The sequence below is a fragment of the Bradyrhizobium sp. USDA 3650 genome (assembly GCF_054057395.1).
This window is the reverse complement of the sequence record NZ_JBSRZG010000001.1, coordinates 8033933-8059348: the sequence shown is the minus strand read 5'-3', so window position 1 is coordinate 8059348 and position 25416 is coordinate 8033933. Positions and strand designations below refer to the sequence as shown.

Sequence of the window (25416 nt, the reverse complement as noted above, 5' to 3'; positions counted from 1 at the left end):
GTTCATGATACGCCGTGCAAGTACTGAGGCGGGCTCGTCATGGGAAGGTTCCGGTAGCCTGAACCCTTTCCTGATGTCTCCGACCTACTATGGCGGTCATCGCATCTGAGGGCAGACGGGATTCATGATCGGAAGTAGCGTTGTTGTCCGGACGCGATCGTGGATCGTCCTCTGTTTGGGATTGCTGACCGTTGGCGCGCCGGCGGCCATGGCGGCCGAGTGCCCCGGCCATCCGGACGCGCTCGGGACCTCCCGCACGCTCGTGGTCGACCCGCACGAGCATCCCCGCATCGGCACCATGCAGTACCGCGAGACACTGCCGCTGAAGGACCATGAAGTCGTCCTGACCTTCGACGACGGTCCGTTGCCGAAATATTCCAACCAAGTGCTGCAGATCCTCGCCGAGGAGTGCATCAAGGCGACCTTCTTCATCATCGGCGAACAGGCCAAGGCGAACCCGGAAGGCGTGCGCAAGCTGGTGGCGGCGGGCCATACCGTCGGCACCCACAGCATGAACCATCCGCTCACAATGGACCGGATGCCGCTCGACAAGGCCGAGGCGCAGATCAATGGCGGCATCGAGTGGACATCGGCCGCGATGACCGATCCGTCCAAGCTCGCGCCGTTCTTCCGCATTCCCGGCCTGATGCGCGCCGACGGCGTCGAGAACGTTCTGATCTCGCGCGGGATCCAGGTCTGGAGCGCCGATTTCCCGGCCGACGACTGGCGCCATGTGTCGTCCGATCGCGTCTATCAGCTCGCGATCCAGCGGCTTGAGGCCAAGGGCAAGGGCATCCTGCTGCTGCACGACATCCAGGCCCGCACGGTGGCGGCGCTGCCGAAGATCATCCGCGACCTCAAGGCGCGCGGCTATCGCATCGTGCACGTGGTGCCCGCGACCCCCGAGCAGCCGGCGACGCCGACAACGCCAGTGGAATGGCTGCTGCATCCGCCGACCGAGACCACACCGATCGCGCGCTGGCCGGCCGTGCCGAACTTCGTGTTCGCGCAGACCAAAACGCTTCCGGCACCCTCGCTGGCCGACCTCAATGCGCAGACCGCGCATCAACCGCTGCTGCCGCGCAAGACCATGGCACTCGCCAATGTCGCGGCCACCCTGCCCGTGCCCGCCCGCGATCTCTTTGCGATCCCCGAGGGCTCGGTCGAGGTGCTGCTGTCGACGTCCTTGTCGCGGCGCGCCGCGACGCGCCTGGCAATGGCGGCCGAGACGCCCCGTGCGGCCAAGGGCAAAGCCGGCAAGTCGCACGCGCCCCGCACCGCGCGCGCTGCTCATGGCACACCGAAGCATGCCGCGGAGACCGAGGGCACTGCAGCCAAGGGCGCTAAGAGCGCCGCGCCCAAGAGCACTGCGCCGCGCCCGACCCGTGTGGCGAGCCTGAAGAAGCGCGCGTAGCGGAGCCTATTGTCGCATGATGTTGGCGACGCAGAGCAAGACGATCAGCGCCAGGAAGAACAGGTCCATATAGGACTTGACCTCGCCGTCACGCCGCAGCCGGGCGACGTCAACCACGACCTGCTTGCGCACACTCGTTCCGCCAGCGCCGTCATTGAGCGGAGCCTGAAGGCGCTTGGTCTCGGCTTCCAGCTTCTCGATCTTCTGGTAAAAGTAGAACGCCCGCAGCGTCGAAGCTGCGCGCATGCCGGTATAGACCAGCACCAGGATCGCGATAATCGCCCGGTTCTGGTACTTCTCCATGAAATTGAGGCTGAAATAGACCATCGCCATGAATGCGAAGTTGGTCACGAAGCGATAGACGAAGCTTAAAAAGACCATGCGGGCTCAAGCCTTGAAGGGTGGCGCAACCGGACCGTGTTGCAAATGCGGGGATCAGGAGCCCAGACCGGAACAGCCGGCCTGAATGCCATGCCGGCCCGTCTACGCCAACTTTGTTTCAACAAAGATACTATTGCCCCTGCAATGCCGCCTTTTAGCCACGCCCGGCCATAATGCAAGCCGGAGCACGGCCGCCGGTCCGGTCCGCGTGCCGCCCGGCTGGAACGGCTCCTTGGAGATTTGGCGGAAGTCCCGATAGACTGGGTTACCACATCTGGGGTCTGCCGATGCCGAAGAAGGGAATCACCGGCCACGACGACTGGGTTCTGACCGAGGCGCTGGCGACTGCCTTGGTCGCGCTGGAACAGCTCGACACCAAGCACCAGCCGAGCGCGCATATGGACGACATCCGCAAGATGCTCTCGAACGGCAAGGAGCCGGCGGCGGTGAGCCTGCATCTCGCCCAGGCCAAATGCCGGCTGTTTCCCGACCTCGATCCGCTGGAGATCTACCGGGAATACGGCATCGGCGAAGAGTATGGCTGAGAGCGCCGTTGACGGCCGGACCTAAGGCCCGCCGGCGACCGATCCAGCGATCACCATGACCAGCGCGGCCAAGTCGATCTTGCCGTTGACGATCAGCTCCTCCGAGGCTTTCGCGTCGTCCGCCCGTTCGACCTTCAGCGATTGCGGCCGGTTCGCCGCCTGCCGCTTCAGCTCCTCGACGATGGCTTCCGTGAGTTTCTCTTCCAGCATGGGCTTGTCCTCAGGCCGCCATCGCACGGCAGGATTGTGCGCAGGAGCGGCACATGGCGACGCACTCGTCCATGCCACCGACCCGCTCGCAATCCTCGGCGCATTCGCTGCAGATTTCGGCGCATTCGCCGCATGTGTGCCGGTGATGCGGCGTGTTGATCAGCATGAAATGCGCCGCCGTCCGGCACATTTCGGCGCACGCCATCATCAGGCGGAAATGCTTGGGCTCGACGTGCTTGCCGCCGGTCTCGAGGCAATGGTTCATCGCGGTGCCGAGGCAGGTCTGGTAGCAGCTCATGCAGAGCGCGATGCAGCGCGTCATGTCTTCGGATTGAGCCATCCGGTTTCTCCAATGCTCGCCCCCTGCACCGGTCAACCAGGGGGATGTTGTGATCGTTCCTGCCCTCGTGCCGATTATGACGTCCAGGGAACCTCGCAAAGCTAGCCGTAACGCCTCGCGCGCACCGCCCGGTAGCGAGCATCGGTCTGCGGCTTGATGAACAGCGCCGCCACGCTTGGATGGCGTTTGCGTATCTCGTTCTCGATCGCAACGACGCATCGCTCGATGTCGTCGGCGCGCTTGTCATCCGCAAATTCGATGCTGAGGGCCGCAACGATTTCGACCGGCGACAGCTGCACCGTCAGCAGGCCGTTGGCCCTGAGCACGCCGGGCGACCGCCTTGCGATGTCGAGGATCGATCGCGCAAGCTCCGGATCGGCAGGCTCGCCGATCAGCAGGCTCTTGCTCTCGCGCGCGAGACCGATCGACACGATCGCCAGCAAGATCCCGATCAGGATCGAACCGATCCCGTCCCAGACCGGCTGGCGCAGCCATACGGCGGCCGCAGTGGCCGCCGCGGCAATGGCGATGCCGACCAGCGCCGCGCTATCCTCGAGCAGCACCATAAATGCCGGAGGATCCTTGCTGCGAACGAAAGCCTGGTAATATCCGAACCGTCGGCCGTCCGACCGGAAGCGCCGCAGCGCAACCAGCCAGGAGCCGCCTTCAAACAGGAACGACAGCCCGAGCACCACGAAGCTGACGATCGGACTTTCGATCGGCTCGGGTGCGGCGACATGCAGAATGCCCTGATACAGCGAGACGCCGGCGCCCAGCGCGAAGATCAGCAGCGCAACGATGAAGCTCCAGAAATACAGCTCGCGCCCATAGCCGAGCGGATGGGATTCGTCGGGCGAACGGCTCGCGCGCCGGTAGCCGTAGAGCAGCAGGATCTCGTTGGTCGTGTCGACGAGCGAATGCACCGCTTCGCTCGTCATGGCCGAACTTCCCGTCCAGGCGGCGGCGCCGATCTTCGTGACCGCGACCAGGACATTGCCGAAGAGCGCCGCATAGACCGCGGTCTTCGAGGATGATTCTGTTGCCAATGTCCGATACCCCATTCCTCATGCCAGCCGCCGCGGAAGGCTGTTATGGATCGTGCAGGCGGCGAGCGCGGCGTGGCCGAACGCGACCGAGATCTGGTGCAGGTCGGTGACGACGTCGCCGATCCCGTAGAGCCCGTCGACCGAGCTGCGCTGATGGTCGTCGACTTTCAGATGGCCGTCTGCGGTGTGTTCGGCCCCCAGCGTCACCGCGAGATGCGAGCGCACCTCCGCACCCATCACCGGGTAGACCATCTCGAATTGCGCCGTCCGGCCATCGGCGAAGACGGCTTCGACGCCGTGGTCTTTCCGCCTCAGGCGCAGGCCGGGCGCGACGACGATCTCGACGCCCGCTTCATTCAGCTCCGGTGCCGCGGCCTTCCCGTCATCCTCGCCCGTTGCCAGCAACGTCACGTCGCGCGAGTAGCCGCGCATGAAGAGCGCCTTGCCGGCGGCGCGGTCAAGCGGACCGACGATGCCGATACGGCGGTCGATCGCCTCGAAGGCATCGCAGACGGGGCAGTAGCGCAACAGCCCGTCCGCGACCGCTGCGCGCCATTCGTCGAATGGCGGATGGGTGTCGACGATGCCGCAGGCAAGGATGACGGTGGCGGCCGTATGCGCGCCGCCGTTCCAGATCGCCTGAAAACCGTGATCGTGTCGTCGCAAGCCGGTGACCTCGGCATCAACGCGCGTGACCGCGAGCTCGCCCAGTTGCGCGGACATGCGCGCCAGCAGGTCGGTACCGGACAGGCCGTGGACGAAGCCCGGCACATTGTGACTGCGCGGGATCAGCGCCGCCCGGCTCGCGCCGGCGTCCACGACACAGACGCGGCGCCGAAATCGCGCGAGGTAGATCGCAGCCATCAGCCCGGCCGGGCCGCCGCCGACGATCAGGCAATCATACGGCTGATCAATCGCCGTCATTTGGGGTTTGGATCCGACAGGCCCGCACCGGGCTCGCCAAGCTTCCCGCTCCGCGCCAGGCGGACCGCATTGCCGAGCGCGCGCGCGACGTTCTGCACTTCTGTCTGGAATGCCCTGTCGTCATCGAGGTCGCGGTGCGAGGTGGCGTATGGCTCCATGTAGCCGACATAGCCATCGAGCTCGGCGAAGCGGCCCGCCGAGATCAGCTGCATGTCGGTCAACCAATCCGACAAGGCCCGGCGCACGCCCTCGGCACCGACCGCATCGCCGTGAACGACAAGGCCGAAATGACGGCCGGCGAGATGGCGGGGATAAGACCAGCCCTTCAACTCCAGCGCCTTGGCTTCGTCCGCCTTCTTGCCGTGGGTCGAGGTCGGATCGGGATTGCCGCCGTCGGCGCAGACCATGCGATCCATCATCGCCTTCAGTCCGGCGGGCACGTGATACCAGTTCACCGGCGTCACGATCAGGATGCCGTGCGCGGCGACCCACAGCGGATAAATATCGTTCATCCAGTCGTCGGTCTGCCCCAGCGAATAGTTCGGATAGCAGCTGCACGGCCAGTGGCAGAGCGGCATCGCGGTTCCGACGCAGGATTTGCAGGGATGGATCGTCTTGCCGAACTCGGAAGTCAGACGCGACAGATCGAGGATGTCGACGGCAAAGCCAAGCTCGGCAAACACCGGCTCGGCGAGCTCGACCAAGCGCCAGGTCTTGGACATCTCGCCGGGACAGGTGTGCTCGCTGCGGGCCGAGCCGTTGATGATGAGGATGCGCGGCGTCTCGTCCGCGTCGTCATGGCGTCGCTGCGCTGCCAGGATCTTCGCGCGCGCATCGAGCCAGTCGATGGCGATGTCGTAGTCGGGATCGGAGAATCCCACGCCCGCCTTTCGCGTCAGCGGGGCCTTGCGTGAATTGCTGTAGGCATCCCAGGCCGCGCCGACGATGGCGTCGAGCTCGCGCTGGAGCGGTGCAAAGGCGGGATCGACGAACCGGCTCCGGTAGCGGCGCTCGAAGGCCTCGCGCGAGAGCTTGACGGGCGGCATCCCCTTGCGAATGTCGGCTTCCGTCATGCTGGCTCCTCGCGAGGTCGGTACAGTCCGACCAACCCGGGGCGCCGCGCGCGGTTCCTTCTCGCTCTCGTCTCCCTGCTCTACTGGCGGACAACTTCCGGAGGCACATCGAACTGCGCGATGCGCTGGTCCAGCCGCCACAATTCGATGCGGTGCACCAGCACGAGCGAGGCGGCCTCGCGCTTGGCCTGCTCATCATCGTCGCAGACCAGGTTGATGCATCCAAACACATGCCCGTCCGGATCGATCTGGAACGCGCGGTAGTGCTTGATGCTCCGCATCGTCACCCTCCCCGTCTCGGGTAGACAGGTTCGCTCAGCCAGTCCGTCAGGTTCGAGGTCACCTCGTTCTGCATGGCGCGCTGAAGCAGCATGTCGCGCTCCTTGCCGGGCGGCAGGCTGCGCGCACGCTCGCGAGCGGTTTGGGCGAATGCCGCCAACCGCTCCTGGAGCGATTGGGTCTGTTTCCTGCGGTTGCGTTTCGCGGTCATTGTACTTTCACAAAGCCCTTCAGATGGAAGGAATTGGGATGGGAGGAATTGGCCCCGGCGGGAGGTCGGCGCCGGGGCCAGAGTTTCGTGCCGGTTGGGGCGGCCCAGCCCGGCAGTGTTGGCAGCTTCGGCCGCAACCGCAGGTTCCGGCATTTCAATAAGTTAACGGTGCGTGATTTTGCCGGTGCGAAACGAAACGGCCGAGCAGCGACGGATGCGCGCCTTCCCTTCGCGCCGGCGCAGCTTCGACTACGCCGGAACCGAAATGCTGATTCGCTGATTGATGAAGGACTTGAAGGAGGATCATCATGGCGAAAGCAGCATGGAAACGGCCGGGTTCACCGATCGGCCGCAAAGGCCCGCGCAAGGCTAATCCCGCGTACAAGCGCCGGGCGCGCGAACGGTGGACACCTGCGGATGTGAGCAAGCTGAAGCAGCTCGCGAAAGGAAACACGCCCACGGGCGTCATGAGCATCAAGCTGCAGCGCCCGGTCGCGGCCATTCGCAGCAAGGCGCAGCGCGAAGGCATTTCGCTCAAGCCCGTCAACCGCTCGCCTTACAACAGGCGATCCAAAGCAGCGAAGCGGCGTTAAGTGGGACGCCCATCCCGGCGCATGCTGCACGTTGGTGTCGTCGGCTCTAGTCCGGCGGCACGCGGTGTCTGAGACCCTGCTCTTCCCGGTCGTCGCGAAGGGCCTTGAGCTCCGAGCGCAGCATCGCGCTTTCCATCACCACACGGCGCACCTCGCGCGTGGCGTCATCAAGCTGATCCGCGACCGCTCTGCGCTGCGCCCGGAGGGCGCGGCTTGCTTCGATCGCGCGCTCAGCGCGGGCAAGCAGGACGTCGTTCATGGAGCGATGATAGAAGATTCGGGACGAAACTGCCTTTACGTAAGTTACGTCGATTACTCAAAACCAGCCATCCGCTCAAAAAACATTCGCGAACGCTAACCTGGATCAAGTACGGCGTTCCGCAAGCCGAGCAAACGCTTAGCTCCGTCGATAGAGTTGCAGATAGCTCGGCGAGAACAGCGCCGCATCCTTGAGCGCATCGAGATCGGTGATGGTCAACGTGCGATCGCGCAGCACGATCAGGCCGGAGGCACGCAACTCCTGAACCGTGCGGTTGAGATGGACCACCGACAGGCCGGTGGCGTCCGCAAGATCCATTTGCGTCACCGGCATCACGCAAGAATTGCCCTCGACCATGCCGACGGGACGCAGCCGCTCGATGATCTCGCAGAACAGATGGGCCACGCGTTCGAAGGCCACCCGGCGGCCGAGATTGATGGCCCATTCGCGCTGGATCGCGTTGTTGACGAGCGTCTCGCACAAGAAAGCTTCCGCCAGCGAGTGGTCGCCAGCCACCAGACTCTCGAACCGCGCGCGCTTGATTTCGGTGTAGACGACCGGCGTCATCGCCGCGATGGAATGATCCATCACCGGCAGCAGGAACGCGTGCGCGTCGCAACTCTCGCCGGGAAAAAGGAAATTGACGATCTGGCGTCGGCCGTCCTCGAGCGTCTTGTAACGGCAGAGCCAGCCCGACAAGACCAGGCGGACGCTGTCGACCGGATCGCCTTCCGAGATCAGATCCTCGCCCGACCCTGCGCGCTGGAGTCCCTCGAGCATTGCGTATTCGAGCGAGGTGCGGGCCTCAGTCGACAACGGCCTCAGCACGTTCAGCCGGCGAATGACCGGGTCCACTTGGCTGCGATCTAGCGTCGACAAGGGCATCAGTTGGCCACCGCCGGTGTATGAAACGCCCGCTTGCTGAGAGGAATGGTGATCGTGCATTCCAATCCCCTGGGATTGAACGCCATCGTGGTCTGCCCCTTGAACTCGAACGCGAGTGTGCGCTCCAGGAGCTCGGTCCCAAATCCTTTATGCGGCGGCGGCGCAACCGGCGGCCCGCCGCGCTCCCGCCACTCGAACACCAGCTCCGCCGGGTCGGTGCCCTGCTCGAGGCGCCAGGAAATCTCGATGCGACCGGTCGGCCGGCTCAGGGCGCCGTATTTGAGCGCGTTGGTTGCGAGCTCGTGAATGGCAAGCGCAAAGGTTTCCGCGGCCTTCGAATGGAAACGCACCGTGGGGCCGCTGACACGTACCTGCTCGCCTTCCCTGGCATTATAGGCCAGCAGCTCCTCGACGGCGAGATATTCGAGATCCACGCCGCCTTCGGGATCGCGGGTCACCAGCGCCTGGGTACGGGCGAAAGCGTTGAGCCGGCCATCGAGATGGGAGGCAAACTCCTCGACCGTCGAGCTCGTATCGGCCGTGCGACGAGCGATCGAGCGCACCACGCCGAGCGTGTTACGGACCCGATGCTGGAGCTCCGCCAGCAGCAGGCGCTGCCGCTCCTCGGCGCGGGTAATGGCAGTGACGTCGACGAACGTGATCACGACGCCGGCGATGAAGTTGTCGATGCTGCGATAGGGCAGGATGCGCACAATGTAGCGCGTGCCGCTGTCCGGCGCCCTCAGCTCGCGCTCGGCGATAACGAGCGTCCGCAGCACGCCGCGAATGTCGTCATAGAGGTCCTCGATCGGGATGCGCGCCTTGATGTGCGCGATGGGGCGGCCTCTGTCGGTTTCGACGAGATGCAGGACCTGCGTAATCGCCGGCGTGAAGTTCATCACGCGCAAATCGTTGTCGAGGAACACGGTCGCGATCTGCGTGCTCTCCAGGAAGTTCTCGAGGTCGCTGGTGGCGCGCGTCAATTCCTGGACGCGGTGAGCCAGCTCGCCGTTTACGGTGGTCAATTCCTCGTTGACCGACTGCAGTTCCTCGCGTGAGGTTTCGAGCTCTTCGTTCGCGGACTGAAGCTCTTCATTGAGCGACTGATATTCCTCGTTCGAGGATTTCAGCTCCTCGTTGGTGCTTTCGAGCTCTTCGATGGTTGCCTGAAGGCGCTCCCGCGTCGCCCGCAACTCGCCTTCGATACGCTCGACATGCTCGGTCTGCACCAACGCATTGGGCTTGCCTGCGTCGGCATCGATGGCGCGCACCGGACCGTCCTTGAACAGGACGACAAAATTGCGATCGCCGCTGCCGCCCTCCTGGATCGGCTCCACCGTGATGTCGACGGGAATGTGCTGGCCGTTGGCGCCGAGCTGCACCTGCTCGGCATGGGCCGGCTCGTTGGTCTCTGACGCGCGGCTGAGCACTGCGCGCAGGTCGAGGCGGAGATCGCGGTGGACGAGTTGGAGCAGATCGAGGGTGGCGGCGCCCGCCGTCGGCTCGATGTAGCGGCCGGTGCGCCCGGAGAAGTGCAGGACCTGAAAGTTGCTGTCGGCGATGACATAAGCGGGCGCATAGCGCTCCGCGATCCGTTGCGCGCGGCGCTCCAGCCCGATGTCGGGGCGGAAGGAGCGCGCCGGCGCCACCTCGAGGTTTGCCCTCCCTGCGGAGGTCGTGATCGGAAATTCCGGCGGCAGCCGCGTTCCGGTCTCGAGCTTCTTGAAGATACGGGCGCGGCGGTCGATCGGCACGAACAGTTTTGGATGCCGCGTCACGTTCTCGGAATTGCCGAGGAACAGGAACCGATCCGGCAGAAGCGCGAAGTGGAATAGCGGAATCACCCGGTTCTGCAATTCGGCATTCAGGTAGATCAGCAGGTTGCGGCAGGAGACGAGATCGAGCTTCGAGAACGGTGCGTCCTTGATGACATTGTGCTGCGAGAAGATGCACATCTCGCGCAGCTCCTTGACCACGCAATAGGTATCACCCTCGCGCACGAACCAGCGCGCCAGGCGCTCGCTGGTCATGTCCGCCTCGATCTTGGTGCGGTAGCGGCCGACGCGCGCGGTCGCCAGCGCCCGTCCGTCGATGTCGGTCGCGAAGATCTGAACCTGCGGCGCGGAGTCCATTTTGGCCATGTGCTCGCGCAGGAGGATACCGATCGAATAGGCCTCCTCTCCGGTGGCGCAGCCGAGCACCCAGACCCGAACCTGCTGGCCGGCATCCTTGCCTTCGAAGAGCCTCGGGACGATGTGGCTCTCCAGCACGTCGAATTCGCGCTTGTCGCGGAAGAATTCGGTGACGCCGATCAAGAGGTCGTTGAAGAGGTGCTGGGCCTCGTCCTCGTCGTTGCGCAGGAAATCGACATAAGCCGAAATCTCGGCGATCTGAACCACCTGCATCCGCCGCTGCACGCGACGCAGGAAGGTGTTCTGCTTGTAGCCGTGGAAATCATTGCCGGTCCTGCTGCGCAGGATGTCGGCGATGCGCGACAGCGAGGTCGCCGCAGCGGCCAGCACCTCGTCGAACCCCTGCTTCTCCTCCAGCCGGCGCAGATGACGGGCATAGACCTGGATGTGCTCGGCGATGTCTTCCGCGGTCAGCACGTAGTCGGCGATCGCGGCCGGCGTGTCGGCGTCCTTCAGATGATCCGCCTCGTCGCTCGCGCCTTTTTCTGCGATGGCAAGGCCACCGTGATCCTTCAGTGTCGCGGTACCCAGCGTGCCATCGCCGCCGATGCCGGACAGGATCACGCCGATCGACTGCTCGGCGCGTTCTTCCGCCAGCGACACCAGGAAGCTGTCGATCGTAGCCCGTTCTCCGGGCGCCTGCTCGGCCTCGCGGACCGCGAAGCGACCGTCCTGGATCGTCGTGATCATCGCCGGCGGGCACAGATAAATCGTGCCACCCTCGATGGTCTGGCCGTTACCGACGTCGGAAATCTTGCCACCGTGGGAATTTCGCACGATCTCGCGCAGCCGCGGCTCGTCGAGGGCCTCATGATGCTGGAACGCGAGCACGACGGCTTGGTCGGCACTTACGGTCAGCCTGGAAAAGAACCGCTCGACACTATCCAGAGCTGTCGGCGCGGCACCCACCCCGATGATCAGCGGAGACCTGGTCTGGCGCTCTCTTTCGACCGACTGGTCGCCGATTTCATGCATGGTCTCGGTAGCTCTCATTCATCGGCGTGAAGCGGGACGCCCGCTCGCGGCAATAGCAGAAATGATGTTATCCCAATAGATGGAAGGCGGAAACGTCGCGCTGCGTTCCATACGGCGAACATCGTTGTCAATTGCCGGCCAGAGATGTAGGAGCTCGCGATGGAGCTCAGGCGGCGGCTACCCCCGGATCACTCCGGACCGACTTGCTGCCGGAGATAGCTAATCCGCTGCTCGATCAGGATGCGGTGGCGGAGCCATTCCGTCAGGGTCTGCTTCAGCACCTCGACCAACCGCTCCGCCTGGCCTGCGTCGTGGCCACCGGCACTGAGTTCGCGGATCCGATCCTCCTGATCGCGGATGCGCTGGCAACCCTCCTCGATATCCCGATCAGCCTTTATCAGATGGCGGCGCTCGGTATCGAGCTGCTCGGTCCATTCGGCGAGGGAAATGGTCATGGCGACCCTCAAGTCTCCCGTTTGCGAACCGGAGGATCGAGCGATTTTAGCACAACGCGCCGGATCCTGTCGGCATATTCGCGATATTCGGCAGCGCGCGCCTGGTACATCTCGGCCACCGCAGGCCGGCCGTTGCGCCGGCCGTCGGCGGCCATGCGCTGCACCAGCTCGGCCCGCTCCTCGATAATGCGCAGTGCGACCCGCAGGGCTTCATCCACTTGCCCCTCCTGCTCTTTTGCGAGGACGTCGGCGGCAAAGGCGTGGCCGACCTGGCACCGGAAGCGCATCGGGTGCGATTCCTTCATCTCGGACAGTACGCCCCCGCAGGCGGGACAGGTCAGCGCAACCGGATCGGCCATCGAGACGAGACTGTCACTGCCGATCCGTTCGCCGGCCGCGATCTCGACCTCGAGCCGGATCTCCGGCGGGACCGGCAGTGCAGCACCCGCAATCTCCCTGGCGAGATCGGACAGCACGTCGCCCATTCCGGCGCCGGGGACGCAAAGATCGATGATGGTCGCCTCAAGGGCGCTCCTTGGCATTTCATCGGCGATGGCGTCCAAGGGGTCCTGAACCACCGAAATCCCGCCGCAACGCTTGATGGCGTTGAGACCAGCCGAACCGTCGGACAACAGGCCGCTGAGGAGCACACCGATCACGCGCGGGCCGTAATTGATGGCGGCCGAGCGGAACAAGGCGTCGATGGCCGGCCGGACCATGTTCTCGCGCGGGCCGCGCCCGAGGAACACGCGATCGTCGGACAGCAGCAGATGATGGTCCGGTGCGGCCAGATAAACCTGGCCGGGCTCGATTTTCATGCCGTTCTCGGCCTGCCGGACCGGCAGCGGACCGGCGCTGCTGGCCACCGTCGAGAGAATGCCGATGCCCTGCGCCGGGATGTGCAGCACGATGAACACCGCCGCGGGCAGATCCGGCGGCAGCCGGCCGAGGATCTGCTTCAGCGGTGCGGTCGCGCCGGCCGAGCCACCTATGACGATGATATCGCGGTTGCTCATGGAACCCGCTTTCGGTTGTATGGTTATACCAAGGCCAGTCACCGCCTGATGTTCCTAGGGACCGGAAGGAAGCCACGGAAGCGCCATGGCGATAGCGCCCACATTGTCAGATCCGCAGTCGCCGCTCACGGGGCGCCGGATCTTCGTCGTCGAGGACGAATATTTTCTCGCCGATGACATTGGCAAGGCATGTCAGGCGCTCGGTGCCGAGGTCGCGGGGCCAGTCGGCGATCTCAATGAAGCACTCAGGATCCTGCATGACGGCGGCATCCTGGATGCCGCCGTGCTGGACGTGAATCTCCACAGCGAGATGATCTTTCCGGTGGCACGCGAGCTGAAGGCACGGAACATACCCTTCCTCTTCACCACCGGATACGACAAGGTCACGATCAGTCCGGAATTCCACGACGTGCCGATCCTGGAGAAACCGATCGATCTGCCGGCGATGGCCCACAGGCTGGCCGCACTGATCGCCGATCCGCACGGTTGAGCCGGACGGCGATCAGAGCAGATGTGCGAAAGCGAGCCAGGCGGTCACCGCCAGGCACAGGAGCACCGCAGCATAGGGCAACGCGATCCGCATCAGCAGCCCTCCCCGCCGTCAGCCCATCATCATCCAGACGATCGCCGCCATCATGATGAGAAAGCCCGTGATCGCCGTTGCGACAAAGGCCTGTTCGACGCGATCCATCGGCATCACAAGCCCCCTTTTCTCCAGCCCAACCAGTCTGAGGGCTCGGGGAGCTTTGCGCATTAGGCTATGTGAATCGGCGTGCTCCTTTGTCGGTCCGCGGGATCGGCCGCACCGCCCAGCAGAGATTGCGAGGGCATTGTCCTACGACTTCGCCGTGCCCGGCTCCGCCATCTTGCGATGCTGCTTGGCCAGCATCTCGTTCGGCGTGACGTTGGCGATGGTGGTCTGAAGCTTGTTCTTCATTCCGGTTACGATGTCGGACTCGCCGCGCAACATGGCGTCGAAGCCGGCCTTCGCGACGTCGTAGGCACTGTCCTTAGGCTCGGTGCCGACCTTGGTGTCCATCATGTCGGCGCGGCGGAAGAACTCGGTTTCGGTGGCGCCCGGCATCAGACAGGTGACGGTGACGCCGCTGTCGCGCAGCTCCTCGCGGAGCGCGAACGAGAATGAATCGAGGAAGGCCTTGCTGGCGTTGTACACCGCCTGAAAACTGCCAGGCGTGAATCCCGCGATCGAGCCCGTGATCAGGATGCGCCCCGAATTGCGGCGGAGCATCTCGTTGCCGGCGCGATGGATCAGATACAGCGTACCGGTGATGTTGGTGTCGACCAAGTGCTTGATCCTGGCAAAATCCTGGTCGAGGAAGGCCTTGCCGAGGCCGACGCCGGCATTGGCCAGCAGCGCGTCGATCGGCCGGTCGCCGACGGCGGCGCAGAGCTTGTCGACGCCTTGCGTGGTGGCGAGATCGGCCTGGACCGGCTCGACGCTGGCACCGAGCCTGCGGAGATCGACAGCAACCCTCTCGATCTCGGGCTCATCCGCCGCGATGACTAGGTTGAACCCTCCTTGGGCGCAACATCTGGCGAGTTCCAGGCCGATGCCGGTGGAGGCGCCGGTGACGACGGCGAGTTGATTGGCGGCCATGAGCGTATCCTTCGCTTGTCCTTGAGATGGGATTGATGACGCTCCAATCGCCGCGGTGGCCGCTCGTTCCTATCGGGCCGCACGCCGCTGCGGCGCAAAGATTTTGCACCGCGCGATAGCAACCATCGTTCGTTGTTCGACTTGGATGCCTCGTAGCTCGCGGGAGAACTGAGATGAAGGCGCTAGTTTGGCACGGCAAGGAAGACATACGCTGCGACACCGTCACCGATCCTGAGATTCAGGACCCGCGCGACGCCATCATTAAAGTCACGAGTTGCGCCATCTGCGGCTCGGACCTGCACCTCTTTCACAACTACATTCCGGGCATGCTGCCCGGCGACATCATGGGCCACGAGACCATGGGTGAAGTGGTCGAGGTCGGCTCCGGCGTCGACGGCAAGCTGAAGAAGGGCGACCGCATCGTCGTGCCCTTCACGATCATTTGCGGCGAATGCGATCAGTGCAAACGCGGCAATTTCTCGGTCTGCGAAACCACCAATCGCAAGCGCCATTTGGCAGACAAGGCGTTCGGACACACGACAGCCGGCCTGTTCGGCTACACGCATCTGACCGGCGGATATCCCGGCGGCCAGGCCGAATATCTACGCGTGCCGTTCGCCGACGCCACCCATATCAAGGTGCCCGACGGCATACCCGACGAGCAATTGCTGTTTCTCAGCGACATCTTCCCGACCGGCTGGCAGGCCGCCGCGCAATGCGACATCGAGCCGACCGACACGGTCGCGATCTGGGGCTGCGGGCCCGTGGGACAGATGGCGATCCGCAGTGCCATTTTGCTCGGCGCAAACCAGGTGATCGCGGTCGACTGCCTGCCCGAGCGGCTCAGCATGGCGGAAGCCGGCGGCGCCACCACCATCAACTTCGAAACCGAAAGCGTCCTGGAGCGGCTCGAGGAGCTCACCGACGGCAGAGGCCCCGAAAAATGTATCGATTGCGTCGGGATGGAGTCGCATGTGATGGCCTCCCTGCCCGACACGCTGCTCGACCGCGCCAAGCAGATGGTGATGGTGGAGAGCGACCGACCGCACGTGCTGCGCGAGATGATCTATGTCTGCCGCCCCGGCGGCATCATCTCGGTGCCGGGCGTGTATAGCGGATTCTCCGACATGCTGCCGATGGGCGCCTTCATGAACAAGGGCCTGCAGATGCGCACCGGCCAGACCCACGTCAACCGCTGGACCGACGACCTGCTCCGCCGCATCGAGGAAGGCCAGATCGATCCGTCCTTCGTCATCACCCACACCGTCCCGCTTAGCCAAGGCCCCGAGATGTATCAGGTGTTTCGCGACAAGCGCGACTCCTGCGTCAAGGTCGTGTTGAAGCCCTGAGGAGCAAAACCATGTTTCATTTCTCCAACATCGTTCGCACCAAGGGCGACCCCAAGATCGTCGCGGGCGGCCCGAGCCTGAAGGGACCCGCAGACCAGCTCGCGCGTGCGCTCGGCTGGTTCAGCATCGGTCTTGGCGTCGTGGAATTCTTTGCGCCGCGGCGCGTCACGGAAACGCTGGGCATGGAAGGCCATGAGACGCTGGTCCGCGCCTTTGGGCTGCGGGAGATCCTGGCGGGGATCACGACGCTCTCGGTCGAGAAGAACGCCGGCTTGTGGGCCCGCGTCGGCGGCGACGGCCTCGATGCCGCCGCGCTGCTCTCGGGGCTGACCGCGGACAATCCCAAAAAGGGCAATATTGCACTGGCGCTGCTGATGGTCGGCGGAATTGCAATGCTCGACTACCGCGCCGCGCAGGACACCAAGCCGCGGCGGCCGCCGCGCGACGCACGGCGCAAGCTGTATCCGAACCGCAGCGGCTTTCCCAAGGGCATCGAGAGCGCCCGAACCGCGGCCAAGCAGATTGCAGCGCACGCCACGGCGGGGCGGACCTGAGGAAGCACGACGAGGTAATGCAAAGCAATGAACGAGGCGTCCCGTAACGAAGGTGCGTGGTGGGAATCCGCCGTCATCTACGAAATCGCACTGATCTCGTTCCAGGACTCGGACGGCGACGGCAAGGGTGATCTCGCCGGCCTGACATCACGGATCGACTATCTGAAATGGCTCGGCGTCGACGCTGTGTGGCTGACGCCTATCTACAAGAGCCCGTTCCGCGATCTCGGCTATGACATCTCCGACTACTGCTCCATCGACCCTGCGTTCGGCAGCCTCGAGGCGTTCGACCGCCTGCTCAAAGCCCTGCACGCGGCCGAGATCCGCCTCATCCTTGATCTCGTGCCCAACCATACTGCGAACGATCACGCATGGTTCGTCGAGAGCAGCAGCTCACGGAACAGCGCGAAGGCCGATTGGTATATCTGGGCCGACGCGGCCGAGAATGGCGGCCCGCCCAACAATTGGCTGAGCCGCTTCGGCGGCAGCGGCTGGGAATGGTGCGAGGCGCGACGGCAATATTACTATCATTCCTTCCTGGTCGAGCAGCCCGATCTGAACTGGCGCAACCCACAGCTGCGCGCCGCAATTGCCGATGTCATGCGCTTCTGGCTCGATCGCGGCGTCGACGGCTTTCGCGTCGACGCCAGCGCCGTCCTGATCAAGGACGCGCTGCTGCGCGACAATCCGCATAACCCGCAAGCGAAAGGCAAGCCGCCGCCGCAGCGCCAGACGCCCATCTTTACCGACGATCGGCCGGAGACGATGGATTGCATCGAATTCATCCGCGAGGTGATCGACTTCTATCCAGGGCGGATGTTGTGCGGCGAAGTCCAGGGCAAGACCGACCGCATCGGCCACTTCTACGGCAACGACCGGCCGCGCCTGCATCTGCCGCTCAATTTCGCGCTGCTGGACTCGCAATGGGACGCGCTGTCCCTGCAAGCAACGATCGACGCGTATTACAACGCCATCCCGGATCATGCATGGCCGGTCTGGGTGGTCGGTGGCCACGACAAGCAGCGGATCGCGAGCAAAATCGGGGACGCGCAGATGCGGGTGCTGGCGATGCTGCTGATGACGCTGCGGGGAACGCCGTTCTTCTTCATGGGCGACGAGATCGGCCGCAAGCGCGTTCCCATTCCGCCCGACCGCGTCCGCGATCCCTTCGAGAAGCTCGTGCCAGGGTATGGCCTTTGCCGCGATCCCGAACGCGCGCCGATGCGATGGGATGACAGCAGCAACGGCGGCTTTACCACCGGCGATCCATGGCTGCCGCTGGAGCCTCCCGACGGCGCGGCCAACGTGGCCACGCAGCAGCGCGACGGGCGTTCGATCCTGGCGCTGTTTCGCGCGCTGATGACACTGCGGCGCGAGCAGGCGTGTCTGCGCCACGGCGGTTACGCGCTGCTACGCTCGCAGAATGACGTTCTTGCCTACAGGCGGACGGATGGCGGCAGCGACATTCTGGTCGCGCTCAACATCGCCGGCGAGCCGCGGAAATGGCACTGGCAAGGTCGCGGCCGCCTGCTGATGTCCACCCATCTCGACCGGTCGTCCGAGCCGTTGCCGGACGCCTCCATCCTGCTCCGCGGCAATGAAGGCGTGATCATTGCACTCGAGCCACGATGACGGCCGAGGAACCATCCGCGCGTCAGAGAGTCTCATTCAACGCTTCCGACGCCCCCTGCCGGAGGCTGAATAGACGAAACCGCGGCCCTGGCGCTCATCCCCCTTCAAGCGCCGGGGTCACGGCGTGAGCCTGGAGGCGGACCATGAGCAAGACCAAGGGCCTCGGTCAGCGGATCGCTGGCAAGGCGAAACAGGCCGTCGGCGAGATCGTCGGCGATCAGGATCTCCATGAGGAAGGCAAGGAGCAAGCGGAGCGCGGCCGGGACGAACAGAGCAAGCCGAGCGAGCTCAATCCGTTGAAGAAACTCAATCAGCTGACGTGAACGCCGCCGCGCCGTCAAGCATTTCCAGTCCAATTCGCCCCGGTGATGAAGGCGCCTCACGGCGACGCTCGCGCTGGGTCGCCGCTGCCGAACTCGGCCTGATCAGCAGCACCTTCTCGACGATCGTCAGCCAGCTCTTCGCCGCGCGCATCGGACGCGATGCCGCCGTCGACTGGATGACGGTCGCCGCCATCCCGGCGCGCGACTGGGCGATCAGCGCAGAGCCGTCGTGGAGTGCGATCCTTGCAGGGATCGCCTTCCACCAATGGGCCGACTTCTCCTGGGCGCTGGTGTTCTTCGGTGTGCTCGGGCGCTGGACCGCCGACCTGCGTCCGCTGACGATCCTGCTGCTCGCGCTGCCCTGGGCCGTGTTCTCGTCGAGCATGGAATGGTTCGTGCTGGTGCCGCTGTTTCCGTTCTGGCAGCCGCTGTTCACGCTGCAGCAACCCTACTGGATCGGCCTGCTCGTCCACGGCTCCTCGGCCGTGATGTACCCCCTGTTCGCCCGGTTGCGCTGGAGGCGAGGCGCGGCACCCGCGCGCGATGTTCGCTTCACCAATGCCTGGATCACCGGCGCGCTGGCTTTGATCGCACTGCTCGGCGCGACCGCGTTGTTCGGCAGCCATGGTTACGAGCCGCCATGGATGGGCCGCGACAGGGACGCGGACCAGACTTACATCCGTCACATGACCGCGCACCACGCCCAGGGCATCGCGCTGGCGCGGATCGCCGCGGAACGCGCACAGGACCCGCATCTGCGAAAGCTGGCGATGCTGATGGTCGCAAGCCAGACCGGCGAGAACCGGATTTTCGAGACGTGGTGGCTGAGCTGGTTCGACACCGAGATGCCCGATTGCAGCACGGACGAACGTGCCGCCATGCCGGGCTTCCTGACACAGGCCGAGATGCGGCAGGTCAAGGCCGCGCCGGCGGATCAATTCGACACGCTGTTCGTCGAAACGATGAGCAAGCATCACGCCGGCGCCGTCAGGATGGCCGACCAGATGTGGCATAGCGGCGGCGATCTGCGCCTGCGTGTGATGGCCCACGCCATCCGTCACGAGCAGCAGGGCGAGATCGCGCTGATGCACGGCGCCAGCGGCATTGCCGCCGTCGCCACCGCCTTCCACAACATGCTCGGCGACAATGTCAATTGAGCGGATCGTCCCCTACTCCCGCCAGAACTCCGCCAATTCCTCGGCGGTCATCAGGTCGACCTGGCCGTGAAAGCGGGTGCGGTACATCGTCATCAGCGCATCATGGCCGACGTCGGACGAGCTGCACAGCGCATCCTCGACGATGACGACCCGAAAGCCGAGATCGACGGCGCTCAGGACCGTCGAGAGCACGCAAACGTCGGTCTCTGCGCCCGTGATCACGACCGTACCGACGTTCTTGTCGATCAGCAGGCCGGCGAGGCCGGGATTGCTGAACGCCGAATAGGCCGGCTTGTCGATGACGGCAGCCGGCGGAACGAACTGGCTCAGGGCCGGCACGAGTTCAAGACCGGATGGCGGCAGATGTTTGCGGGTCGCTTCGCGCCAGCGACGAAAATAGCTCTGCCATTGCCCCGGACGATCTTCCGGGTCCTCGGGTGTGATGAATCGCGTGAAGATCGTTCTGGCCTGATGGCGCGAAACGATCGAGGCGATCGTCGGCAAGACTCTCGCCATCCATGGCGTCTCCCAGAGACCGCCCGGAGCGAAGATGTTCTGCATGTCGATGCACAAGTGAACGGCGTCGCTGATGTCGGTCACTTCCGACGCGCTGTCTCTCATCGTCCTTCACTCCTGTGGGCGTGATCGACGGCGCTCACGACGCCGAGATCGGAGTCTCTCCGCTCTCGACGATCTCTGGAAGAATGTCCTTGAACAAACGCACCGGAATGGATTTCGCCGCAGGGACCTTGCTGCCCTCAGCCTGATGCCAGAGCGGAATGAGCACGTTGCACTCCGGATAGTAAGCCGCAATGCTCCTGCGTGGGATGCCATAGGGGACGATTTGGAGCTCGCTCAAGCTGCGCATGACGCCATCGCCCGCCTCCGTCACCAGCGTGACGGTATCTCCTGCTTTCAACCCGTCTTCCTCCATGTCAGCGGGATTCATGAACACGACGTAGCGGCCCCCTTCGATGCCGCGAAAGCGATCGCCTTCGGCGTAGATCGTCGTATTGAACTGTCCGTCGGCGCGCAGTGTCATCAGCTCATAGACCCCGTCGGTCTCGCGGGGTGGCGCGAAGGCCGACTTTGGAACGGTGAAGTTCGCCTTGCCGTTCGGGGTCTTCCACTTCCGCTCGCGCGCCGCGAGCGGCCGCGCAAAACCGCCAGGCTGAAACATGCGCGCATTGAAGTCCTTGAATTGTTCGGGATAGGTGCGCTCAATGGCGTCCCGAACCCGCGAATAATCGGCGACCCAGGCGTCCCAATCGATCTTGGGATTGGGCTTCAACGTCGCCTTCGCCAGGGCGGCGACGATCGCCGGCTCCGACAGGAGGTGGTCGGCCACCGGTTTACGCTGGCCGCGCGATCCGTGAATGCAGGTGGTGGAATCCTCCATCGACACCGCTTGTTCGCCGCTGGCCTGCCAGTCGATCTCGATCCGGCCGAGACACGGCAGCAGATAGCTGACCTCGCCGGGCACGAGGTGAGTCCGGTTGAGCTTGGTCGCGATCTGCACCGACAGGCGCAGGCCCGACCACGCGGGCTCCATCAGGGACCGCTCCGGAACGGCGCGCAGGAAATTGCCGCCGAGGCTGACGAAGCCGCGAACGTCGCCCTTCAGAATGCCGTCGCAGGCGTCGACGGTGGACAGTCCGTCCCACCGCGGCGGCTCGAAGCCGTAAAGCTCCGCAAGCTTGTCGAGCGGCACCAGCTTGGTCTTCTCGGAAATGCCGACGGTGCGCTGGCCCTGCACGTTGGAGTGGCCCCGGATCGGCGAAATGCCCGCGCCGGGCTTGCCGATATTGCCGCGGAGCAGCAGCAGGTTGACGATCATCTTGTTCGTCTCGACGCCGTGCTTGTGCTGGGTGATGCCCATGCCGTAATTGGCGATCACGGCCTTGGCCTCCATATAGGTGTTCGCGGCCTCGCGCAGGGCCCCGCGCGAAAGCCCCGAGGCTCGTTCGATCTCGTCCCAATCCTGCGCGCGGCAGAATGCGGCGAACTCCTCGAAGCCCGCGGTGTGCTGCCGGATGAATTCGACATCCACCACGCGCGGACTTTCATTCTCCCGCGCGAGGTCGTCCGCCTCGATCACCCATTTGCAAATCCCGATGATCGCCGCCGCGTCGCCGCCGACCCGCACCTGATAATATTGCGAGCTGATGCGCGTGCCGCCAGCGATCATCTGGACCGGATTTTGCGGATTGACGAAACGCTCGAGGCCGCGCTCGCGCAGCGGGTTGAAGGTTATGATCGGCACGCCGCGCTGCGCCGCCTCCTGGAGCGGATGCAGCATGCGCGGCGCGTTGGTGGTGGTGTTGTGGCCGAAGAAGAAGATGCAATCGGTGGTCTCGAAATCCTCCAGCAGCACCGTGCCGACCGGAACTCCGATCACCTCCGGCAGCGCCACCGACGTGGTCTCGTGGCACATGTTCGAGCTGTCGGGGAAATTGTTGGTGCCGTACATGCGGCCGAACAATTGGTACATGTAGCTGGTTTCGAGCGAGGCACGTCCGGACGTGTACATCACGACAGAATGGGGATCGAGCCGGTTCAGCTCGGCGCCGATATCCGCAAAGGCCTCGTCCCAGTCGACCGCTCGATATTTGTCGCTTGCCCGGTCGTAACGCATCGGCGTCGTCAGGCGCCCCTGCTCCTCCAGTTGATGATCGGACCAGGTTCGTAGTTCAGCCAGCGTATGTTGCGCAAAGAACTCCGGTGGCACGGTCTTGCGCGTAATCTCCCAGGCGGTCGCCTTGGCGCCGTTCTCGCAGAACTCGAATGGACGTGGCTTGGCCGGCTTGGCCCAGGAGCAGCTCACGCACATGAATCCGTCGGGCTTGTTCTGCTTGAGCAGGATCTCGCTGCCGAGAATGGCGACCTCTTCCTGCGTCAGGATGCTTGCAACGGCTTTGAGTGAGCCCCAGCCACCTGCTGGCGCATCATTGTTCTCGACCTTTGCCTTTTGCCTCATGGCGTTTCCTTCAACCGCAAGCCCCGCACGCAAAACCCAAGATGCGATGGCAAGTTCCAAGCGTTGGGAACCTTGCTCCGGTTTGTGCGTCGATGAATCGACGTAGGACGAACACCCATGCACGGCTCTCGATCCGGCGCACCCGATCGCGCATCCATGCCCACGGCATCCGTGAGAATGCCCCGGCTCACGTCGAGCGGGACGCAGGATGAGCGGATGCTGGCCGAGGAATGTCCCGTGGCACTCGTCTACGACGGAACGACCGTCGCCGTTGTGATGGCCACTCCCGCCGATCTGACCGACCTTGCTGTGGGATTCAGTCTGACCGAAGGGATCATCGGCGACATCGGCGAGATCGAGGAGCTCACGGTCGTTCCCGGCCCCGACGGGATCGAACTGCGGCTATGGCTGCGACCGAACGCCGGGCGACGGCTGAAGGAGCGACGGCGACATCTGGTCGGGCCGACGGGTTGCGGCCTGTGCGGCATCGACAGCCTGCGCGAAGCCGGCCGGATCGCTCAGTGCGTCGAGCAACCGGCGAGCCTCACGCCGGAGCAGATCAGCACGGCCATCGCGGCCCTCACCGAGTCACAGATCCTCAACCACAAGACACGTGCCGCTCACGCCGCGGGTTTTTTCCGGCCAGGCAGCAAGACCATGATGGTGCGCGAGGACGTGGGGCGCCACAACGCCCTCGACAAGCTTGCCGGCGCTCTCGCCATCGAAGGCGCATCCGGCGGCGCCGGCGCCGTCATCCTCACCAGCCGGATATCGGTCGAGATGGTGCAAAAAACCGCCGCGATCGGCGCCGGCATCGTCGTTGCCATGTCTGCACCGACCGCGCTTGCGGTCCGAACGGCGGAGGCCAGTGGCATCACGCTCGTCGGGATCGCACGGGGCGACGAATTCGAGATCTTCAGCCATCCGGCGCGGGTGTTTATGCCCGCGGCCACCCAGATCGAGCCGGAGTTTCGACCGCAGGCAAACTAAGGGAACCCGGGCGTGAGGATAGCAAACTTCGCCACGCTCACCTTGCTTGACGTATGTCGATGGTGGAATCGGCTTGCGGTGCTTCCTCACGAAGCGTAATTTTCAACTCTACGTAGCTCATTCGAAAGCATCTATCGGGTTCGGCCAAGCGGGAGACAGCAATGGCGGATGTCCCATGGCACCTTTCCGGTGACTATTTCGAGAATTGCAATTGCAGCATCGTGTGCCCCTGCCTGGTGTCGGCGGCGCCGCCGTTGACCGCGCGACCGACCGAGGGCTTCTGCAACGTACCGCTGATCTTCCACATCGAGACCGGCCGCTATGGCGATATCGCGCTCGATGAGCTGAATGTGCTCGTCATCCTCCACGCACCTGGCGTCATGGCAGACGGAGACTGGTCGGTGGCCGCCTATATCGATGAGCGCGCCAACGATGACCAGACCGGGGCCCTGGCTGCAATCTTCACCGGCGGTGCCGGCGGTCCCATGGCCGCGTTCGCGCCGCTGATCAGCAAGAACCTTGGGGTGCGCAAGGTCCCGATCACGTTCCGGATCGAGGGCAAGACGCGGTCCGCGGAAATCCCGGGCATCCTGCACATGTCCGTCGATCCACTACCGACCATGCATCCGAGCGGCGAGATGTGGGTGAACATCGGCCATCCGGTCAGCCCCGACGCCATGGTGATGGCCGTCGGCGCCGCCGGCAATACCTTCAGCGATCATGGCATGCGCTGGGATAATTCCGGCAGAAACGGCCTCTATGCGCCGATCCGCTGGTCGAACCAGGCGTGACGTAAACTCCAGATACCGGCCTGGATCGGCGGCCGGCAACATCGATCGCACAACATCGATCGCAAATGACGGACAGCCCCCTGGAAGCCGTGCTGCGGCGCGATCGCTGGATCGTCGGCGGCACGATCGTCCTCATGGTCGCGCTGGCGTGGAGCTATGTGCTCTGGCTCGCCAACGACATGGACATGGGCGGCATGGACATGACCGAGTTCCGCATGATCCCGGCTGGGATCGGAATCATGCTGCCAGCCGACGAGCCGTGGCAAACAATCGAGTTCGCCTATGTGTTCCTGATGTGGGCGGTGATGATGGTCGGAATGATGGCCCCTTCGGCCGCGCCCATGATCCTGATGTACGCCCGCGTAGGTCGACAGGGCAAAGCGCAAGGCAAACTATTCGCAGCGACCGGCTGGTTTGCCGCCGGCTATCTCCTGGCCTGGTGCGGCTTTTCGCTGGCAGCCACCCTGCTCCAATGGGCGATCGAGCGGGCCGCCCTGCTGGATTCCCGGATGGCGATCGCGAGCAACCTGCTCGGCGGCATCGTGCTGATCGCGGCGGGCGTCTATCAATGGACACGGCTCAAAGACATCTGTCTCGCCCAATGCCAGTCGCCGTTTCTGTTCCTGATGCGCCACGGCGGCTTTCGCAGCGACCTGCGAGGCTGCTTGCTGCTGGGTTTTCGGCATGGAGGCTATTGTGTCGGCTGCTGCTGGGTCTTGATGGCGCTGTTGTTCGTGGGCGGCGTGATGAACGTGCTCTGGATTGCGCTTTTGTCGTTGCTTGTACTTTTGGAGAAAGTCACGCCGGTGGGACGCTGGCTCGCGCGCGCTGCCGGCATCGCCTGTGTGGCCGCGGGCGCGTGGCTTCTGCTGACCTTGCCGAAGTGATTGCGAGGCGCGGACGACAATCGCGCCGACTCTCGGCCGCGAGATCGAACATCGAAGGCTTGGGGATGCCTCGTTCCAGGGTCCGCAGCGCGAACACGGCGGGCACCGAAAATCGCGAAACAATCTTTCGCGTGTCTGTTTGCTTGGTGCGCTCGGAGGGACTCGAACCCCCACGATTTTACTCACTGCCACCTCAAGGCAGCGCGTCTACCAATTCCGCCACGAGCGCTTTTGGGGATGCCGGCTTGAGGCTTTGAAGGCCAACCGGATCAACGGCGCCGATCTAACAAATCCATCAGAGGGGTACAAGCCTCCAAGGGCCCTGAATTCCACAAGCTTG

28 protein-coding genes and 1 tRNA gene are annotated in these 25416 nt (G+C 64.2%); 12 read left to right on the top strand and 17 right to left on the bottom strand.

Features of this window, described 5'->3' with window-relative positions; genetic code table 11:
• Positions 1-124: 124 nt before the first annotated feature.
• Positions 125-1414, top strand: a complete 1290-nt coding sequence (locus tag ACVIN2_RS38160) for a polysaccharide deacetylase family protein (RefSeq protein WP_456769544.1) — start codon at positions 125-127, stop codon at positions 1412-1414.
• 6 nt (positions 1415-1420) lie between these two features.
• Here ACVIN2_RS38160 and ACVIN2_RS38155 read toward each other — a convergent pair whose 3' ends face one another.
• The gene (locus ACVIN2_RS38155; protein WP_456769543.1) at positions 1421-1795 is read right to left on the bottom strand and encodes a hypothetical protein; all 375 of its coding nucleotides are present in this window, start codon (positions 1793-1795) and stop codon (positions 1421-1423) included.
• Positions 1796-2082: 287 nt separating this feature from the next.
• On the opposite strand from ACVIN2_RS38155, the gene ACVIN2_RS38150 reads away from it, so the two are divergent.
• Positions 2083-2340: a hypothetical protein gene (locus tag ACVIN2_RS38150; protein WP_007603214.1), complete on the top strand. Its 258-nt coding sequence runs from the start codon at positions 2083-2085 to the stop codon at positions 2338-2340.
• 21 nt (positions 2341-2361) lie between these two features.
• Here ACVIN2_RS38150 and ACVIN2_RS38145 read toward each other — a convergent pair whose 3' ends face one another.
• The 7 genes from ACVIN2_RS38145 to ACVIN2_RS38115 form a co-directional block, all read right to left on the bottom strand.
• Positions 2362-2550, bottom strand: coding sequence for a hypothetical protein (locus ACVIN2_RS38145; RefSeq protein ID WP_247286900.1), 189 nt, complete (start codon positions 2548-2550; stop codon positions 2362-2364).
• A 10-nt stretch (positions 2551-2560) separates the two neighbouring features.
• Positions 2561-2890 (bottom strand): four-helix bundle copper-binding protein, encoded by a 330-nt coding sequence (locus ACVIN2_RS38140; protein WP_007611368.1) that lies wholly within the window; start codon positions 2888-2890, stop codon positions 2561-2563.
• A gap of 101 nt (positions 2891-2991) precedes the next feature.
• Positions 2992-3936, bottom strand: a complete 945-nt coding sequence (locus ACVIN2_RS38135) for a cation diffusion facilitator family transporter (RefSeq protein WP_456769542.1) — start codon at positions 3934-3936, stop codon at positions 2992-2994.
• A gap of 18 nt (positions 3937-3954) precedes the next feature.
• Complete coding sequence (locus ACVIN2_RS38130) at positions 3955-4860, bottom strand: NAD(P)/FAD-dependent oxidoreductase (RefSeq protein ID WP_456769541.1); 906 nt, start codon at positions 4858-4860, stop codon at positions 3955-3957.
• Positions 4857-5933 (bottom strand): flavodoxin family protein, encoded by a 1077-nt coding sequence (locus ACVIN2_RS38125; protein ID WP_456769540.1) that lies wholly within the window; start codon positions 5931-5933, stop codon positions 4857-4859. The genes ACVIN2_RS38130 and ACVIN2_RS38125 overlap by 4 nt, the downstream gene beginning before the upstream one ends.
• Positions 5934-6013: 80 nt before the next feature.
• Positions 6014-6214: a hypothetical protein gene (locus tag ACVIN2_RS38120; RefSeq protein WP_026232903.1), complete on the bottom strand. Its 201-nt coding sequence runs from the start codon at positions 6212-6214 to the stop codon at positions 6014-6016.
• A 2-nt stretch (positions 6215-6216) separates the two neighbouring features.
• Positions 6217-6423 carry a hypothetical protein gene (locus tag ACVIN2_RS38115; RefSeq protein ID WP_456769539.1) on the bottom strand — a complete coding sequence of 69 codons (207 nt, stop codon included), beginning with the start codon at positions 6421-6423 and terminating at the stop codon, positions 6217-6219.
• Positions 6424-6731: 308 nt separating this feature from the next.
• Between ACVIN2_RS38115 and ACVIN2_RS38110 the strand changes: the two genes are divergently transcribed.
• The gene (locus ACVIN2_RS38110; RefSeq protein WP_007611375.1) at positions 6732-7016 is read left to right on the top strand and encodes a hypothetical protein; all 285 of its coding nucleotides are present in this window, start codon (positions 6732-6734) and stop codon (positions 7014-7016) included.
• A 46-nt stretch (positions 7017-7062) separates the two neighbouring features.
• Here the strand turns inward: ACVIN2_RS38110 and ACVIN2_RS38105 are convergent, their stop codons facing one another.
• The 5 genes from ACVIN2_RS38105 to ACVIN2_RS38085 form a co-directional block, all read right to left on the bottom strand.
• Positions 7063-7275, bottom strand: a complete 213-nt coding sequence (locus tag ACVIN2_RS38105) for a hypothetical protein (RefSeq protein ID WP_456769538.1) — start codon at positions 7273-7275, stop codon at positions 7063-7065.
• 138 nt (positions 7276-7413) lie between these two features.
• Entirely contained in the window at positions 7414-8160 is a 747-nt protein-coding gene (locus ACVIN2_RS38100) for a Crp/Fnr family transcriptional regulator (RefSeq protein ID WP_456769537.1), read from the bottom strand.
• Positions 8160-11327: a CheR family methyltransferase gene (locus ACVIN2_RS38095; RefSeq protein WP_456769536.1), complete on the bottom strand. Its 3168-nt coding sequence runs from the start codon at positions 11325-11327 to the stop codon at positions 8160-8162. Before ACVIN2_RS38095 ends, ACVIN2_RS38100 begins: the two co-directional genes overlap by 1 nt.
• A gap of 188 nt (positions 11328-11515) precedes the next feature.
• Positions 11516-11782, bottom strand: a complete 267-nt coding sequence (locus tag ACVIN2_RS38090) for a hypothetical protein (RefSeq protein ID WP_456769535.1) — start codon at positions 11780-11782, stop codon at positions 11516-11518.
• An 8-nt stretch (positions 11783-11790) separates the two neighbouring features.
• Positions 11791-12798, bottom strand: a complete 1008-nt coding sequence (locus ACVIN2_RS38085) for a chemotaxis protein CheB (RefSeq protein WP_456769534.1) — start codon at positions 12796-12798, stop codon at positions 11791-11793.
• An 85-nt stretch (positions 12799-12883) separates the two neighbouring features.
• Between ACVIN2_RS38085 and ACVIN2_RS38080 the strand changes: the two genes are divergently transcribed.
• Complete coding sequence (locus ACVIN2_RS38080; protein WP_456769533.1) at positions 12884-13288, top strand: response regulator; 405 nt, start codon at positions 12884-12886, stop codon at positions 13286-13288.
• A gap of 345 nt (positions 13289-13633) precedes the next feature.
• Here ACVIN2_RS38080 and ACVIN2_RS38075 read toward each other — a convergent pair whose 3' ends face one another.
• The gene (locus tag ACVIN2_RS38075; protein ID WP_456769532.1) at positions 13634-14416 is read right to left on the bottom strand and encodes an SDR family NAD(P)-dependent oxidoreductase; all 783 of its coding nucleotides are present in this window, start codon (positions 14414-14416) and stop codon (positions 13634-13636) included.
• A 173-nt stretch (positions 14417-14589) separates the two neighbouring features.
• Between ACVIN2_RS38075 and ACVIN2_RS38070 the strand changes: the two genes are divergently transcribed.
• The 5 genes from ACVIN2_RS38070 to ACVIN2_RS38050 all read left to right on the top strand — a co-directional run bounded on the left by ACVIN2_RS38070 (position 14590) and on the right by ACVIN2_RS38050 (position 19431).
• The gene (locus ACVIN2_RS38070) at positions 14590-15765 is read left to right on the top strand and encodes a zinc-dependent alcohol dehydrogenase (RefSeq protein ID WP_456769531.1); all 1176 of its coding nucleotides are present in this window, start codon (positions 14590-14592) and stop codon (positions 15763-15765) included.
• Positions 15766-15776: 11 nt separating this feature from the next.
• Positions 15777-16319, top strand: a complete 543-nt coding sequence (locus ACVIN2_RS38065; protein ID WP_456769530.1) for a hypothetical protein — start codon at positions 15777-15779, stop codon at positions 16317-16319.
• A gap of 27 nt (positions 16320-16346) precedes the next feature.
• The gene (locus tag ACVIN2_RS38060; RefSeq protein WP_456769529.1) at positions 16347-17951 is read left to right on the top strand and encodes an alpha-amylase family glycosyl hydrolase; all 1605 of its coding nucleotides are present in this window, start codon (positions 16347-16349) and stop codon (positions 17949-17951) included.
• A gap of 143 nt (positions 17952-18094) precedes the next feature.
• Entirely contained in the window at positions 18095-18274 is a 180-nt protein-coding gene (locus tag ACVIN2_RS38055; RefSeq protein WP_007603181.1) for a CsbD family protein, read from the top strand.
• Positions 18271-19431, top strand: a complete 1161-nt coding sequence (locus ACVIN2_RS38050; protein ID WP_456769528.1) for a DUF305 domain-containing protein — start codon at positions 18271-18273, stop codon at positions 19429-19431. The genes ACVIN2_RS38055 and ACVIN2_RS38050 overlap by 4 nt, the downstream gene beginning before the upstream one ends.
• Before the next feature lie 12 nt (positions 19432-19443).
• Here the strand turns inward: ACVIN2_RS38050 and ACVIN2_RS38045 are convergent, their stop codons facing one another.
• Positions 19444-20052 (bottom strand): cysteine hydrolase family protein, encoded by a 609-nt coding sequence (locus ACVIN2_RS38045; RefSeq protein WP_456769527.1) that lies wholly within the window; start codon positions 20050-20052, stop codon positions 19444-19446.
• Between the two features lie 34 nt (positions 20053-20086).
• Positions 20087-22408: an FdhF/YdeP family oxidoreductase gene (locus ACVIN2_RS38040; RefSeq protein WP_456769526.1), complete on the bottom strand. Its 2322-nt coding sequence runs from the start codon at positions 22406-22408 to the stop codon at positions 20087-20089.
• Between the two features lie 216 nt (positions 22409-22624).
• Here ACVIN2_RS38040 and fdhD point away from each other — a divergent pair, with 216 nt between their 5' ends.
• The 3 genes from fdhD to ACVIN2_RS38025 all read left to right on the top strand — a co-directional run bounded on the left by fdhD (position 22625) and on the right by ACVIN2_RS38025 (position 25076).
• Positions 22625-23398, top strand: coding sequence for a formate dehydrogenase accessory sulfurtransferase FdhD (gene fdhD, locus ACVIN2_RS38035; RefSeq protein WP_456769525.1), 774 nt, complete (start codon positions 22625-22627; stop codon positions 23396-23398).
• A 161-nt stretch (positions 23399-23559) separates the two neighbouring features.
• Positions 23560-24189, top strand: a complete 630-nt coding sequence (locus ACVIN2_RS38030; protein ID WP_456769524.1) for a DUF1326 domain-containing protein — start codon at positions 23560-23562, stop codon at positions 24187-24189.
• A 65-nt stretch (positions 24190-24254) separates the two neighbouring features.
• Complete coding sequence (locus ACVIN2_RS38025; RefSeq protein WP_456769523.1) at positions 24255-25076, top strand: DUF2182 domain-containing protein; 822 nt, start codon at positions 24255-24257, stop codon at positions 25074-25076.
• A gap of 144 nt (positions 25077-25220) precedes the next feature.
• Here ACVIN2_RS38025 and ACVIN2_RS38020 read toward each other — a convergent pair.
• Positions 25221-25305: transfer RNA gene (locus ACVIN2_RS38020), tRNA-Leu, on the bottom strand.
• Positions 25306-25416: the final 111 nt, after the last annotated feature.